Origin of the sequence: Synergistes jonesii (assembly GCF_000712295.1) — a bacterium.
Lineage (GTDB): Bacteria > Synergistota > Synergistia > Synergistales > Synergistaceae > Synergistes > Synergistes jonesii.
Window position 1 is genome coordinate 194368 of record NZ_JMKI01000036.1, and the last position, 16135, is coordinate 210502.

Here is a 16135-nt window from a genome sequence, read left to right on the forward strand (position 1 = left end):
CGGGGGCGGAGTCTGAATCCTGAGACTAAGCGGCGCGGGCGAAAAGCCCTCCCTCTTAGATGATGAGCTTTCCTCTCTTGTTCGCCGCCGCGGCGTCGAGCTGGTTGAGGACGTTCGCGCCGGCGACTTCGATCCTCGGCTTTTTCGCCTCTTCGCGCGCATATTCCTGAAGCTTCTTCTCGTAGTCGGCCATAGACTTCTTTATGCCTTCGACGTCGCCCTTCACCCACTGCAGGACTCCGTCGGTGATCGTCCTGTAGACGTCCTCCGCCGGCTCCTCCTTGATCACGCCGAGCTCTTTCAGCATACGGTATTCTTCCTTGACCGACGCCATGATATCGTCGTCGGTGAGTATGCCTTTTTTATAAAGGACTCTGTATATTATATTCTGTTTAGTTTTGCTGTTTTCGTCGCTTGCCGCGAGGGACTCCACACGCTGGAGCAACATCGATATAATCTCCTCGAGGCTGAACTGCACAGGACCCGCCATAGTGATTCCTCCCGAAAAATTTGATTTGGATATTATTCTATCACAATATCCGCGCGGCAAGAGGTAGTATATAATATGCCAAGCATTTTGAAAGGAGCTGCCGTTCATCATGGTCGACGGAATAATGGAAGAGCGCAGACTGAAGCGCCTTTTGAAAAAAATCTGGATAATGATATTGTCGGAGTGGAAGACCTTCGCCGTCTCCTTTCTCGCCTGCGCCTTCTACGCGGTCGGCGTCGCGGCGTTCACGATCCCCTACAAATTCACCGACCTGGGAGTCATGGGAATCGCGGTGCTGCTCAAATACGCGATGGGGCTCAACGCCGCGGTCGTGGCGCTCGTCATAAACATGGCGCTTATCCTGTGGGGTTCGCGCTACCTTTCGAAGCGCTTCGTCTTCTGGTCGGTGCTCAACTCCTTCCTGCTCTCGGCGATGATCGACTTTTTCGGGGGATTCCCTTACCCGCGCATCGACGACATGTTCCTGGTCTCGGTCATAGGAGGCGTGATCAAGGGACTCGGGACCGGGCTCTTTTACCGCGAGGGCGTCACAGCCGGGGGAATCGACGTAATAGTCACTGTGCTCAAGGCTCGCCGCGGAGTGGAGGCGGGGCGCCTCAGCTTCTACTTCAATATGGCGATTCTCGCCGTATCGCTCAGCGTCGTCGGGCTTGAAAACGTCCTCTACGGGCTCGCCTCCTGCTACGTCTGCGGCGTGACGCTCGACGGCGTGCTCGCGTCCTTCGACAGGCGCAAGCTCGTCTTCGTCGTCACCCAGCACACCGAAGCGGTCAATGAATATATCAACAAAACGCTCGGGCGCGGCTGCACGCTGCTTTCGTGCGAGGGGGGCTTCACGCACAAGGGGGGCTTCACGATCATGTGCCTGCTGACGCAGAGGCAGGCGATGGAGCTGAAGCGCTTCCTCGCGAAGCACTACCAGGGCTCCTTCATGGCCGTGAGCGCGGCCGACGAGGTACTCGGCAGAGGCTTCAAGCGCTGGCGCAGCATTTAGCGCGGCGGAAATTTTTGTGGAGGCGGCGTTTTGAAATATATTTTTGACGTGGCATTTCTTCCCTGCGAAACTCTAAAGGAGCACGACGCACGCATCGTCGTCGACCTTCTGCGCGCCACGACGCAGATAACCGCCTTCTTCGACGGAGGGGGCAGCATCCTCGTTCCGGTGACGGAGGTGGAAGAGGCTTTCGCGATGAAGGAGCGCCTCGGTAGGGATTGGAAAATAATGGGGGAGCGCGGCGGGCTTCCCGCTCCCGGCTTCGACTTCGGCAACTCGCCCCTCGAACTGTTGGGAGCCGGGGCGCCAGACAACGCCGTTATAACGACGTCGAACGGCACGCGGGCCCTGATGCGCGCGGCGGAGGGGTGCGGCCGCGTTACGGCGGGCTGCGCGCGCAACGCCGAGGCGGTCTGCTGGGACGCGCTCTGCTCCGGCGCGCGCGTAGGCGTCGTCTGCGCCGGACGCAACGGAGAATTTTCGCTCGAAGATTCGGTATGCGCCGGCATGTTCGTTGAGAAGCTGCTCTCGCTCGCGCCGTCGAACGGCGCGAGCGAGATGGAGCTGACGGACGGCGCGATCTCCGCTCTCGCGTTGTGGCATCACCTCGGGCCGGACCTCCTCGCGGTATGTCGCGAGTCGGCGCACGGCAGGATACTGTCGGAGCTCGGCTTCGACAATGATATTTTTTTCTGCGCGGAGATAGATTCAAGCTCCACCGTCCCGCTGCTCAAGGAGACGGGCGGAATACCCGCCATCGTCGGAAGGTAGCGGCGCCCTTCCCGGAAATCGCGCGGCGAGGCCCTGCAGCGCCGTGTTTTTCTTTTCGCGGTTGGCCTTCTTTATCTCTTGCCTTAAAATATAAAGTTGTCAGACAAGTTCACAGCGCGCGCCCGCGCGTCGGGGAGGAGTACCGCATGACTGATTCCGCGGACGGGAAGTACCGCGTCGATCTTTCTTTCGTTCCAGCAACTAACCGCGCTTCGCGGCAGAGCGTACCGCCGGCGCTCGTATGCGTCGATGAGAGCGCTACGCACGAGCCTCTCGAGGGCGCGGGCCCGGACATTCCCGCGCCGCCTCCGCCGCGCCATATCGAGCGCGGGGAAGCCAAGGAGGAGGCGGGGCCTCAGCCATTTTCAAAGCTGGCCCAGTGGGAGAGGAAGCTGCTCGACCTCGGGCTGCGCAACACGCTGATAAACATGCGCCTTTCCCAGAGCGTCATACCGATCATTTCGCCCTCGCTCGAGGCGCTCGAAGACGCCCTCTCCGACGGCGGCGACTTCTCCCTGCTCGCCTGCCCGCCGGAGATGAAGCTCCCGGAAGGCGAGGTGAACTTTGAGGCGCTGCAAAGCTCCGGCCTCCCCGAAGAGTTCATAATGTCCGAGTTCAAAAGCCGGCGGCTGCGCGCGGCGCAGAGCGAAAGGGATCTGTCGCAGACGATAAAAACGCTTTACCGCTCCGCCAAGACGGCCGCGGAGGAAAACGGCGCCAACACGCTCTACCTGGCGCTGGGGATCATCCGCTGGTACGAGAGCGGACGCAGCGCGAAGGCGCGCTACGCGCCGGCGATACTCGTACCCGTCGAGCTCGTGCGCCGCTCCGCGAGCGCCGGCTACGTGATGCGCATGCGCGACGACGAGCCGCAGATGAACGTCACGCTGCTCGAAAAGATCAAGCAGGACTTCCAGATCACCGTCGGCGGCGTCGACCCGCTGCCGGCCGACGAGCACGGAGTCGACGTCAAAAAGGTGCTTGCGGCGGTGCGCAGCGCTATCATGGAGCAGCCGCGCTGGGAAGTCCTGGAAACGGCCTGCGTCGGCATATTCTCCTTCTCGCAGTTCGTGATGTGGAACGACGTCAGGAACCGCGCCGGCGACTTAGCGAAGAACAAGATCGTGAGCTCGCTGATCGAAGGCAGGCTGACGTGGGAGGCGCGGGACATGCAGATAGGCGAACGCGTCGGCGAGGAAAACGTCCTTCTGCCGCTGCCGGCGGACGCCTCCCAACTCTTCGCGATAAAGGCCGCCTGCGCCGGAGAGAGCTTCGTGCTGCACGGCCCGCCCGGCACCGGCAAATCGCAGTCGATAACGACGCTGATAGCCAACGCGCTCGCCGGCGGCAGGAGCGTCCTCTTCGTCGCGGAAAAGATGGCGGCGCTCGAGGTCGTGCGACGCCGCCTCGAAAAGATAGGCATCGGCCCCTTCTGTCTCGAACTCCATTCCAACAAATCCAGAAAGAGGGACGTGCTCGAACAGCTGCGGCGCGCGTCGGAGGCCGCGAAGGAAAATCCCCCCGAAGAATACGGGCGCGCGGCACGGCGCTGCGCGGCTTTGAGGGCGGAGCTCGACGAATACGCGGAGGCGCTGCACAAGAAGCAGAAATGCGGGCTGAGCGTCTACGAGCTGATAAACGAATACGAAAAATACTCAAAGGCCGCGGAGATCCCTCCCCTCCCGGATAAATTCGCCGCCGAGGCGACGGCCGACGCGCTCGCGCGGCAGGACTCCCTCGTCGGCAGCCTGACCGCGGCCGCGCGCGCGACCGGGCATCCGCACGGGCACCCGCTCGGAGCCGTCGGCCGCACAAGCTATGCGCAGCAGATAAAAGACGAGCTGCCTCAGGCGCTCGAAGAATATAAAAGTGCTCTCGCCGCGACAGACGCGGCCTGCGCGGATTTCGCCGAAGCCTCCGCGATGCCGGCCGCGTCGTCGCTGGCCGACGTCGAAAAACTCGCCGCGATCTCCGACGAACTGGCGCTCTGGCGTGAGCTGCCGCGCGCGTGGGGCGCGGCGGAGAAGATAGACGATTATCTCGCCGGCGTCCGCGGCATGGCGCGCCACAGCGAGAGGGCCGGCGAGCTGCGCGCCGAGCTCTCCTCGGCGTGGAAGGAGGGCTTTTTCGACGAAAACGGACGCGAGCTGGCGGCGGAATTCAAAGAGGCGTCTTCGAAGTGGTTCGTCGGGAAATTTTTCGGCGTCAGGCAAATCTCAAAGAAAGTCGCGCACCTCGCCAAGTCGGCGCTGCGAAACGAGGAGCTGGGAAAGCACTTCGAGCGACTCGCCGAATATCAGAGCGAAAAATCGGCGGCCGACGCGCTCTTCGCGGAGCTCGGCGGCGGGCTGGGAAAGCTTTCCGACGGAGATAAAACCGACTGGCGGAAGATAAGCGAACGCGCCGAAGCCGCGGCAATAAGCGCCGCCGGCCTACGCGGCCTCTGCGGCGACGATTCCCTGCGCCTCAGATGCACGGCGGATGAAAAGCTCTTCGCGCTCGCCGACGCGCAGAAAAGCGCCTTGGAAAAGCTCGCCGCGGCGAAGGGCGCGCTCTATTCGCTGCTGGATATCAAAGAATACCGCGGCGGCGGCTGGCTGGCAAACCAGGCTAAGCTCTGCGCCGATATAGCCGAAAACGCCGGCGGCATAAGGGAATGGATAACGTGGAACGCCGCGGCGGACGATGCTGAGCGCTGCGGCCTCGCGCCGCTGCTTGAAGCCTACCGCGGCGGGATGGCGCACGACGAGATTCAAGGCGCATATAAAAAATCGCTGTATAAAACGCTCGCGTCGCGCGCGATCGACGCGGCTCCGCCCCTTTCCTCCTTTTCCGGCGCGCTCTTCGACGAAAAAATAGAGCAGTTCAAGCGCCTCGACAAAGAGCTCTGCGAAGCGGCGAAAAAAGAAATATTCTGCCGCCTCGCTGCGAGGGTGCCGAACTTCGCGAAGGAAGCCTCGCAGAGCTCCGAGGTAGGGATACTTCAGCGCGCGATACGCAGCGGCGGCCGCGGCACGAGCATACGCAGGCTCTTCGAACAGATTCCGAACCTGCTGCCGCGCCTCTGCCCCTGTATGCTGATGAGCCCGATCTCGGCGGCGCAGTACCTCGACCCGGCACGCGAGCCCTTCGACTTAGTCGTCTTCGACGAAGCCTCGCAGCTGCCTACATGCAAAGCGGTCGGAGCGCTGGCGCGCGGCAGAAGCGCCGTCGTCGTCGGCGACCCGAAGCAGATGCCGCCCACCTCCTTCTTCGCGGCGAACGTGACGGACGAGGACAACCTCGACTGCGAAGACCTCGAAAGCGTCCTCGACGACTGCATCGCGCTTGGAATGCCGCAGACGCACCTGCTCTGGCACTACAGGAGCCGCCACGAGAGCCTCATAGCCTTCAGCAACGAAAAATTCTACGAAAACAGGCTCTACACCTTCCCCTCGGCCGACGACCGCGAGTCGAAGGTCAAGCTCGTGCACGTCGACGGCGTATTCGACCGCGGCAGGACGCGGCAGAACCGCGCCGAGGCTGAAGCCGTAGTCGAAGAGCTGAAGCGGCGCTGCCGCGACGCGGAGCTCTCGAAGCTCAGCGTAGGCGTAGTGACCTTCAACATCTCGCAACAGAACCTGATAGACGACCTGCTCAACGAAGCATGTAAAAGCGACGCGGAACTCGACGCCTGGGCCTACGATTCCGAAGAGCCGGTCTTCATAAAGAACCTCGAAAACGTGCAGGGCGACGAGCGCGACGTGATACTCTTCTCGATAGGCTACGGGCCGGACGAAAGCGGAAAGGTACACATGAACTTCGGCCCGCTGAACAGGGAGGGCGGCTGGCGCAGGCTCAACGTCGCTATCACGCGCTCGCGCTGCGAAATGCTCGTCTTCGCGACGATAGAGCCGGAGCAGATCGACCTGACGAAAAGCTCCTCGGCCGGAGCCGCGGCGCTGAAAGATTTCCTCGAATACGCGCGGGGGCGCTGGCTGCCGCGGAGCGAAGGCGCGTCAAAAGGCGGCGCGGCGGACAAAGAGAGCGTCGCCGAAACCGTCCGCGCCGCGCTGAAGGATAACGGCATCGAAACGCAGCTCGCGATAGGGCGCTCCGGCTACAGAGTCGACATAGGGGTCCTCGATTCGGAAAACGAAGGAAGCTACATGCTCGGCATACTGCTCGACGGCGAAAGTTATGGCTCGTCGAAGACGACGCGCGACCGCGAGATAGCTCAGACAAGCGTGCTGCGCGGCCTCGGCTGGAACGTCATGCACCTCTGGACGATGGACTGGTGGGACAACGGAGGAAGAGAGATCAAGCGCATCCTCGCCGAGATAGAAAGGATAAAGCAAAAAGCTAAAGAAAAGGGGGCGGAGAGGAGCGCGCCGGAAATAACGGCGGCACAGCCGGCCGCAGAAGCCCCGGAAAGGCCCGAACCAAGCGCGGCCGCGAGGGCGGGGCGAAGCGAGCCGAAGGAGGAAGAGATTCCGCGCTACACAGCCACAGCCCTAAAAGAACGCGCGATAACGCCTGAAGACTTTCTGCTGCCGCGACACACCGCCGCGATACGCGCGAAAGCCCTCGAAGTAATAGAGCATGAAGCGCCCGTCAGCGAGGCGCTCGCGACGCGCCGCGTCGTGCGGAGCTTCGGCATAGCGCGCGCCGGCAGCAGAATACAGTCGCGCATGGAAGAGATATTCGCCTCGCTGCGCCTCAAAAGCACCATGCAGGGCAATGTGAAAATCTACTGGAACGAAGATCAGGCCCCCGACGATTACCGCATATTCCGCGCCGCGGCCTCCGGCGCCGACAGGCGCGACGCGCTGGACGTCCCCGTGCAGGAGGCCGCTAACGCTGTGCTGCGCGTCCTTGAAGAGCAGGTCAGCCTGCCGAAAGAAGAGCTTATCAAAGAAGCGGCGAAGCTGCTCGGCTGCGCGCGGCAGGGCGCGGCCGCCACCGCGCTCTTCACCGCCGCCGTGGAATACGCGTCGGCGAAGGGCAGGGTAACGCAATCCGAAAACGGGAAGCTGACGCTGGGCGCTAAAGGGCCCGAAAAACGGTAAAAATGGTAAAATGGAAGCGCCGTAATAATAAAAGAATTTATCTCCGCCGCCGCGGAAATACTGTAACACCGCAGCGGCAGCTGGTATTAACCGACAAGATTGAGAGGTCCGGCAGGCTATGAGAATAAAAAACACTCTGATCGATAATTCATGCGATGATTTTTCGATGGTTAATACGCTAAAGACCTGTATAATGGCCGATGGTATAAACGAGATAATGATCGCTTCCGGCTATTGGGACCTGCCGGCGGTGTCCCTTGTTTACGACGAACTGCTCGCCTTCCTGCAGCGCGACGGCACAAAACTTCGCCTGCTTATCGGCAGAGATCCGAACGTACGCGCTTATCAGAAGAGCATCCCCAAGACGGTGGATCCGAAATTCCCCGAAGACTACATCAGAACAGACCTCGAGACGCTCGCGACCGAAGGGATGAAAGAGCAATATCAGCCCGTAGTGCAGCTTCTTCTGGACTATTGCGGCAAAAAAGATAAATTCGAGATTCATATCTTTCGCCGGAATGAAAACGAAGAAACCCAGTTCCTTCATTCAAAATGCTATATCTTCAAGGGCGACGCTGACTCCTTTGGCATCATCGGCAGCAGCAACTTTACCAAGATGGGCCTGGAAGACAACGCCGAACTGAACTACCTGGAGACGGACGGCAGCAGGGTAATGGCTCAACCTGTAAAAGGAGCGCCAAGCAAAGGACATGACTTTTGGTTCAAAGAAAAATGGGATCTATCAGTACCGTGGGAAAAAATATTTCTGGAAGAAGTGCTGAAGCCGTCGCCGATCATGCCGCCGGAAAAGCCATCCAAAATTAAAACGCCACTGATAACCCCTTATGAAACCTATATAAAGTATCTACAGATGTACTTCGGAGACATCACAGACACAAGTGTCGATGAGCAGCTGAGGTCATATCTGCCGTCGGAAATCAACGAATACTCCTTCCAGACAGATGCAGTTAAGCAGTGCTTTTTCATTATGCGACAGTATGGCGGTTTTTTCCTCTCGGACGTGGTCGGGCTCGGCAAAACAATCGTCGCCTTCATGGTAATCAGAAAATTCATTGAAGACGCTGAAGCCATGGGGCAAAGCCGCAGCGTGCTCGTCGTAACGCCTCCGGCGATTCAGAAATCATGGCTTGACACCATGGAGAAATTCGACGCAGTATCAGACGGCACACTTAACGGCAATGTCACATTCGTCAAGACAGGCAGCATAGACATAACCGCCAGCGGAGAACTTGCGCGGGAAGACGAAGAATTAGAATCCGACAACCTCGAAAGCGAGCCAGAAGATAGAAACTACGGCCTGATCATGATCGACGAAAGCCATAACTTCCGCAACAGCGGCACGCAGAAATATGAGTCAATAAATTCGCTTATCAACAATATCACTCGGAAGACCGGCAGGCCGCCCTTCGTCGGGCTGCTCTCAGCGACACCGCAGAACAACTCACCGGAAGACCTTAAAAACCAGATATACCTCTTCCAGCGAACGCCTAACAAATCAGACTTCACGGACATCGAAGGCGGCAAGCTGGACTCGTTCTTTGCGGAAAAACAGCGCGAATTCAACGAATGCCGCAACAGCAACACGCCTGAAGCAATAGAAAAGCTGAAAGTACTCTCCGAGGATATTCGCAGAAAAGTCCTAGACCACATTGTTGTGCGGCGCACACGCAAGGACATAAAGCTGCACTATAAAGAAGACGCGGCTAAGCTGAGCTTCCCCACCGTCATGCCGCCGCACAAGCTGGAATACGCTATGGACGGAGAACTCTGCAAACTCTTCTTCGATACAGTCAATGCCATATTGCCGCCAAAAGACGACGAAGAAAAGAAAGAAGGCAAGCACCTTGGCTTTTACCGCTATGCCGCAATCAGTTTCTTTGTTTCAAAGGAGCATAAAAAACTCTATGAAAAGCGCAATCTGAACGTAACAGGTATTACACGCAGACTTGCCAAACTCATGCAGATGCTTCTGGTAAAACGTCTCGAGAGCAGCTTCACGGCGTTCCGCGAATCACTGGAAAATCTGAAACAATATACGCTCAATATGATCGAAATGATAGACAAAGACTGTGTGTTCGTCTGTCCGGACATAGACATCAACGCGGAATTTAAGAAAAACGGATATGATTTTGAAGCTACAAGAATTGCGCTGCAGGAAAAAATCAAGGGAAAACACGCCAGCAACAGACAATACCGCAGTGCAGACTTCAAAGAAGAATACCGCGAACGCCTGGAAGAAGACCTTGCGTTAATAGAATCGCTCTGCGGGCGCTGGGAAGAAAACTGCGCCGACCCGAAAATGGACGCATTCAAAGAAGCGGTGGACAAAACATTCTTTGATCCACGAATCAACAATCCAAGTGGGCATGATACGCAGCGCCTTGTAATTTTCACGGAAGCGCTCAGCACACAGAGTTCGATCAGCAAATACCTTACTTCACAAGGTTACAAAGTTCTTGCGATATCAGCGGATAACCGCAGTGAAATGCAAACAGAGATAAGAGAGAACTTTGATGCCAACTGTCCCAAAGAGCGACAGCGCTATGACTATAATGTCATTGTAACGACGGAAGTCCTTGCCGAGGGCGTCAACCTGCACCGCGCCAACGTCATCCTCAACTACGACACGCCATGGAACGCGACGCGCCTTATGCAGCGCATAGGCCGCGTTAACCGCATAGGCTCACAGGAAGCGAAAGTACACGTCTTCAACTTCTATCCTACAAGTCAGAGCAACGAGCAGATAAAACTCACACAGAAAGCATACGCCAAACTGCAGTCTTTCCATATAATGTTCGGAGAAGACAACAAAATCTTCAGCGAGATGGAGCAAATATCGGACGCCGATTTCCGCCGCCTCATAGAGGGTGAAGAATCTCCCTTTGCCGCATTCATTTCGGAATTGAAAAATTACAAAAACAACCATACAGAGCGTTACGATTACCTGAAACATCTCAAAGCAAAAGAGCTTGGCGGTCAGTTGCCGGGCGCAGAGTGTTCGCTTTTCATGATATCCACAGACAGCGGCAGGAACACGCTCTTCACAGTAAATGAAGAAGAGGAAGCTCTACTCACAACGCCTCTTTCGTTCATCGAAAAACTGCACATTGACGAAAATGCGGCATACACTGGACAGACAGACACTGCACGCTACACCGAAATCAGAGATAAAGTTATGAAAGCCTATAATCTGCATGTCGCCAAGAGCCACATCACCTCGCATAACATAAGTAAAAACATAAATGACGCGCTTGCCGCCGCCAACGAGATAGCAAAGCAGCTTGACACGGAAGAAGCCAAAGGCATGATGAGAGACGTAAACAAGGCGATACGCGGCGGCAATAAATTCGCTATCGACAAAATGAAAGAATACATGAAAAATAAAAACCAAGGCTCGCTATTTGGCGCCGAAATCACTGTTGACTTATGGGTAAAGGAAATGTTCGGCAAAATAAAGATTGAAGCAGCGCGGATGTACGGAGAACCTTACACCGCTATATACAGGATAAATTAAGGGGGCAGCAGGATGAAGCTGAAAACAGTGTTTGAAAGCGATTACATGGACTTTGACAGCTTTGCCATGGATGTCATTGAACCGATCTTCGGCAGCGGCTCATTTAAAACGTCAGACGCACAGCTGGATATGTTGCAGGGACAAAGCTACGCTCCTTCGGTAACGGAGAACATAATATCCTGCCTTTACATGGGCGATATAAAAGCCGGGACGCAAAACCCTCTTGAAGTTTACGACATCACTCTGCGCGACGGCGTGGATATCGCACGCTCGCGCGTAGGGATACAGCAGTTAGTGCGCAGTATGCTCCAGAATTACGCCCACGCTTTCATGATATTCCATTACGACAACTCAAAGGGAAAGGAATGGCGCTTTTCATACCTCTTCAAAGAGGCAACACAAAAGGACACGACCTCGGCAAAACGCTTCACATATTTATTCGGCGCGGCGCATCACTGCCGCACGGCGTCCGAGCGCTTCAACATGCTGGCGGGCAAGAGAGAGAAAAACGGCGAGATCAGCGACGCCGACCTTCTGGAAGCCTTCTCCGTCGAGGCTCTGACAAAAGAATTCTACGGCAAACTCTTCAAATGGTATGAATGGGCGACATCTGAGGAAAGTGGCGTTACCTTCCAGAGCGATTCCGGTGACGGCATAAACGTAAAAATGATTCGCCTCATCACGCGCCTGCTCTTCGTCTGGTTCATAAAGCAGAAAAAGCTCGTGCCGGACAACATATTCGATGAAGAATACCTGCGCGGCATACTGAAAAACTTTGACCCGCTGGCAACAGACAGCGGCTGTTACTATAACGCCATCCTGCAGAACCTCTTCTTCGCGACTCTGAACCGCGCCATCGTAGATGACGAAGGCAACCCGCGCCGCTTTGCTTCGCTGAAAGACAAGCGTGACCTGCGCAGCCTCTACCGCTATTCCAAAATGTTTTCCATTCCCGAAAGTAAAGCGATGGAGATATTTGCCAAAGTACCTTTCCTGAACGGCGGGCTCTTCGAATGCCTTGACAAATTCAAAAAGAACGACATCATGCAGGAAAGCGACCGATATCTTGACGGATTCACTCGCAATGCTGTCAAAACAAAAGGCAGATACAAATATCGTGCCTTCATTCCAAACAGGCTGTTCTTCAACAGCGACGAACAGCAGCCTGGCATCATCAATCTGCTGAAGCAGTACAATTTCACGGTAGAAGAAAATACGCCCCTGGATGTTCAAATCTCCCTTGACCCCGAGCTGCTGGGCAAAGTCTTTGAAAACCTGCTGGCCTTCTACAACCCCGAAACGCGGGAAACGGCGCGCAAAGCAACAGGATCATTTTACACACCGCGCGAAATAGTCGATTATATGGTATGCGAATCGCTCACCGCCTATCTGAAGGGCGCGGCGGCGCGTGCAAAGCGCCCGCTCGAAGAGCAGTATATCCGCAGTCTCTTTTCCGGCGAGGAACTTCCAAATTCGCTGAAAAACGACCCGAAAACACGCAGATTCATCGCCGAAGCTCTGCAAAACATCAAAATACTTGACCTTGCATGCGGTTCCGGCGCCTTCCCGATGGGTTGCCTAAACCGCATAGTGGACGCTCTCGAACATATTAGTGTCCCGCAAAGCCGCTATGAGCTCAAGCTGAGGATTATAGAGAACTGCGTCTACGGCGTCGACATACAGCCGATAGCTATGCTCATCTGCAAACTGCGCTTCTTCATCTCTATGATCTGCGAACAAACAGAGATAAACTTCGAAGACAAAGAGCACAACTTCGGCGTCAACCCGCTGCCGAACCTCGAAACAAAATTCGTCGCGGCAAATTCGCTCATTAATATAAAGAAAAAATCCCGCCAGAGCGGCCTCTTTGAAGACCCGGATATTAACAAAACTAAGTTGATGCTTATGGCTCTGCGCCACGAACATTTTTATGCCCGCAGTACTTATAAGAAGCAAAAATTACGTGATGAAGACGAATGTCTGCGGCAAAAGCTGGCTGACCTGCTGGAAGCAAACGGCGAATTCGCCCCTGAGGATGCGCGGCTGTTTGCCGGTTGGAATCCCTACGACCAGAACGCGGTTTCGCCATTTTTTGACCCTGAATGGATGTTCGGAGTGAAGGACGGATTCGACATCGTGATAGGAAATCCGCCTTATATACAGCTGCAAAACAACGGAGGCGAATTGGGAGAAAAGTACGAGCCACATAACTTTGAAACCTTTGTACGTACAGGCGACATCTACAGCCTCTTCTACGAAAAGGGCGGACAATTGTTAAAACAGGGCGGGCATCTTTGCTTCATTACTTCTAACAAGTGGATGAGGGCGGGGTATGGCGAAAAAACGCGCAAGTTTTTGTTCGAAAAAACCAACCCATTACAGCTTATTGACTTTGCTGGCGTTAAAATTTTTGAATCCGCAACAGTTGACACCAATATTTTGCTGTTTGAAAAAGCCGCCAACAAGAACAACACTCTTTGCTGCGTTACCAAAAATATGACAAAAAGAGGCCTCACAAATTTGAGCCTTTTCGTGCAGCAGCACGCTTTCGCCTGTCCTTTTACAACCTCTGACAGTTGGGTGATACTCTCGCCCATCGAACAGAGCATCAAACGAAAGATCGAAGCGGTGGGAACACCTCTGAAAGATTGGGATATAAACATCTATCGCGGTGTACTGACCGGTTGTAATGAGGCTTTCATAATAAGCACAGAAAAGCGTGATGAGATACTTGCTAACTGTCAAACGAAAGAAGAGCGGAAACGGACAGAGGAGATTATTAGACCGATTCTACGAGGCCGTGACATCAAACGCTATAGCTACGACTGGGCGGGACTGTGGCTGATTTATATACCTTGGCATTTTCCGTTACAATTTGATAATACTATACAGGGCTCTTCTGAAAGAGCCGAGAAAGAATTTTGCCAGCAATACCCTGCTGTTTATAAGCATATGTTGCAATACAAAAAAGAATTATCTGCACGAAACAAAGCGGAAACAGGTATACGGTATGAATGGTATGCTCTTCAGAGATGGGGAGCTAACTATTGGGAGGATTTCTTGAAGCCAAAAATTGTGTGGGGTGAAATTTCAGATATTCCAAAATTCGGATTTGACGCAAAAGGTGAAATGTATTGTGAAGCTACGTCTTTTCTTATGGTTGGGGATGATTTACCTTTCATTTATCTATTCCTCAATTCCACAATCTGCCTTTACCAGTTCTGCAAGATTGGTACAACAACAGGAGTGGGGACGTTGCGCTGGAAAAAATATAAAATTCAAGAAATACTAGTACCAACCGAATATGACAAAAAGGCCGTGCTAGATTTGGTTGAAAGAATCCTTGCAACAAAGCACGTAACTAATACCGCTGCCCTCAAGCTTAAAATCGACAGTTTCTTTTACGAATTATATGGTTTAACGGAAGTTGAAATCCAAGAAATAAAAGCATCCTGTCCCAACCTATTTCTTAATCAATTTCAACAAAACCAATAGCTTGTCGTTCTTCTTGGGTAAGTTTATACAAGTCAAATAACAGTTGGTCTATATTTATTGCTTTTTGTTTTGTATATTCTTTTTGAATATCTGAAACCAACACCTCAAACTGCATACCTATCTTTTCATTAGGTATGGGTACTGGTATTTTATCAAAGAAAATTTTACTCAACTCTCTTGTTTCGCCTTGTAATTCAGGGAAGGAGTCCCTAAAACAAAATTTGAACAAGGAAGAATTGAAAAATGCTGTTAGAAAAGCGGTATAAAGCCCAGTGACAATAAAACATTTTTGGTTTGTTATAAACCCTTTGCTATCATATACAAATGGTAAATATTTAGTCATATTTGGATATATGATCTTTGGCTTCAAGAAATCCTCCAAATAAGCGCAATTACGGAGATTGTAGGGAGTATCGCCTTGGTCAGCACGGTGGACAAGACGCTCACCATATTTGTCAAAGTGGCTTCTGAGAGTTGGGTAATCGTCAATCTTGATGCGCGGAATTTTGACTTGCCCGTTTTCCTTCACGCCGTTATGCGTGTTGATGAGCCACAGTCCCGCCCAGTCGTAGCTATAGCGTTTGATGTCACGGCCTCGTAGAATCGGTCTAATAATCTCCTCTGTCCGTTTCCGCTCATCTTCTGTTTGACAGTTGGCAAGTATCTCGTCGCGCTTGGCGGTACTTATTATAAATGCATCGTTGAAACCGGTCTTAATACCATAGTTTATCTGGATGTTCCAGTCTTTGAGCGGTGTGCCCGCAACCTCGATCTTTCGTTTGATGCTCTGTTCGATGGGCGAGAGTATCACCCAACTGTCAGAGGTTGTAAAAGGACAGGCGAAAGCGTGCTGCTGCACGAAAAGGCTCAAATTTGTGAGGCCTCTTTTTGTCATATTTTTGGTAACGCAGCAAAGAGTGTTGTTCTTGTTGGCGGCTTTTTCAAACAGCAAAATATTGGTGTCAACTGTTGCGGATTCAAAAATTTTAACGCCAGCAAAGTCAATAAGCTGTAATGGGTTGGTTTTTTCGAACAAAAACTTGCGCGTTTTTTCGCCATACCCCGCCCTCATCCACTTGTTAGAAGTAATGAAGCAAAGATGCCCGCCCTGTTTTAACAATTGTCCGCCCTTTTCGTAGAAGAGGCTGTAGATGTCGCCTGTACGTACAAAGGTTTCAAAGTTATGTGGCTCGTACTTTTCTCCCAATTCGCCTCCGTTGTTTTGCAGCTGTATATAAGGCGGATTTCCTATCACGATGTCGAATCCGTCCTTCACTCCGAACATCCATTCAGGGTCAAAAAATGGCGAAACCGCGTTCTGGTCGTAGGGATTCCAACCGGCAAACAGCCGCGCATCCTCAGGGGCGAATTCGCCGTTTGCTTCCAGCAGGTCAGCCAGCTTTTGCCGCAGACATTCGTCTTCATCACGTAATTTTTGCTTCTTATAAGTACTGCGGGCATAAAAATGTTCGTGGCGCAGAGCCATAAGCATCAACTTAGTTTTGTTAATATCCGGGTCTTCAAAGAGGCCGCTCTGGCGGGATTTTTTCTTTATATTAATGAGCGAATTTGCCGCGACGAATTTTGTTTCGAGGTTCGGCAGCGGGTTGACGCCGAAGTTGTGCTCTTTGTCTTCGAAGTTTATCTCTGTTTGTTCGCAGATCATAGAGATGAAGAAGCGCAGTTTGCAGATGAGCATAGCTATCGGCTGTATGTCGACGCCGTAGACGCAGTTCTCTATAATCCTCAGCTTGAGCTCATAGCGGCTTTGCGGGACACTA

The 16135-nt window shown here is 53.6% G+C and carries 7 protein-coding genes; 5 read left to right on the top strand and 2 right to left on the bottom strand.

Features of this window, described 5'->3' with window-relative positions; all coding sequences use genetic code 11:
• Positions 1–55: 55 nt before the first annotated feature.
• Entirely contained in the window at positions 56–490 is a 435-nt protein-coding gene (locus EH55_RS08870; RefSeq protein WP_037976853.1) for a hypothetical protein, read from the bottom strand.
• Between the two features lie 109 nt (positions 491–599).
• Here EH55_RS08870 and EH55_RS08875 point away from each other — a divergent pair, with 109 nt between their 5' ends.
• The 5 genes from EH55_RS08875 (at position 600) to EH55_RS08895 (ending at position 14354) form a co-directional block, all read left to right on the top strand.
• On the top strand, positions 600–1505 hold the full coding sequence (locus EH55_RS08875; RefSeq protein ID WP_051682778.1) for a YitT family protein: 906 nt from the start codon (positions 600–602) through the stop codon (positions 1503–1505).
• Positions 1506–1535: 30 nt separating this feature from the next.
• On the top strand, positions 1536–2276 hold the full coding sequence (locus EH55_RS08880; RefSeq protein WP_037976855.1) for a 2-phosphosulfolactate phosphatase: 741 nt from the start codon (positions 1536–1538) through the stop codon (positions 2274–2276).
• 146 nt (positions 2277–2422) lie between these two features.
• Positions 2423–7324: a DUF3320 domain-containing protein gene (locus tag EH55_RS08885; protein ID WP_051682779.1), complete on the top strand. Its 4902-nt coding sequence runs from the start codon at positions 2423–2425 to the stop codon at positions 7322–7324.
• A gap of 118 nt (positions 7325–7442) precedes the next feature.
• The gene (locus tag EH55_RS08890; protein WP_051682780.1) at positions 7443–10859 is read left to right on the top strand and encodes a helicase-related protein; all 3417 of its coding nucleotides are present in this window, start codon (positions 7443–7445) and stop codon (positions 10857–10859) included.
• Between the two features lie 12 nt (positions 10860–10871).
• Positions 10872–14354, top strand: coding sequence for an Eco57I restriction-modification methylase domain-containing protein (locus EH55_RS08895; RefSeq protein WP_051682781.1), 3483 nt, complete (start codon positions 10872–10874; stop codon positions 14352–14354).
• On the opposite strand, the gene EH55_RS08900 is transcribed toward EH55_RS08895, so the two are convergent.
• Positions 14329–16135: Eco57I restriction-modification methylase domain-containing protein (locus EH55_RS08900; protein ID WP_037976857.1), on the bottom strand; the 1807-nt coding region annotated here is incomplete at its 5' end. The two genes, EH55_RS08895 and EH55_RS08900, sit on opposite strands and share 26 nt — an antisense overlap.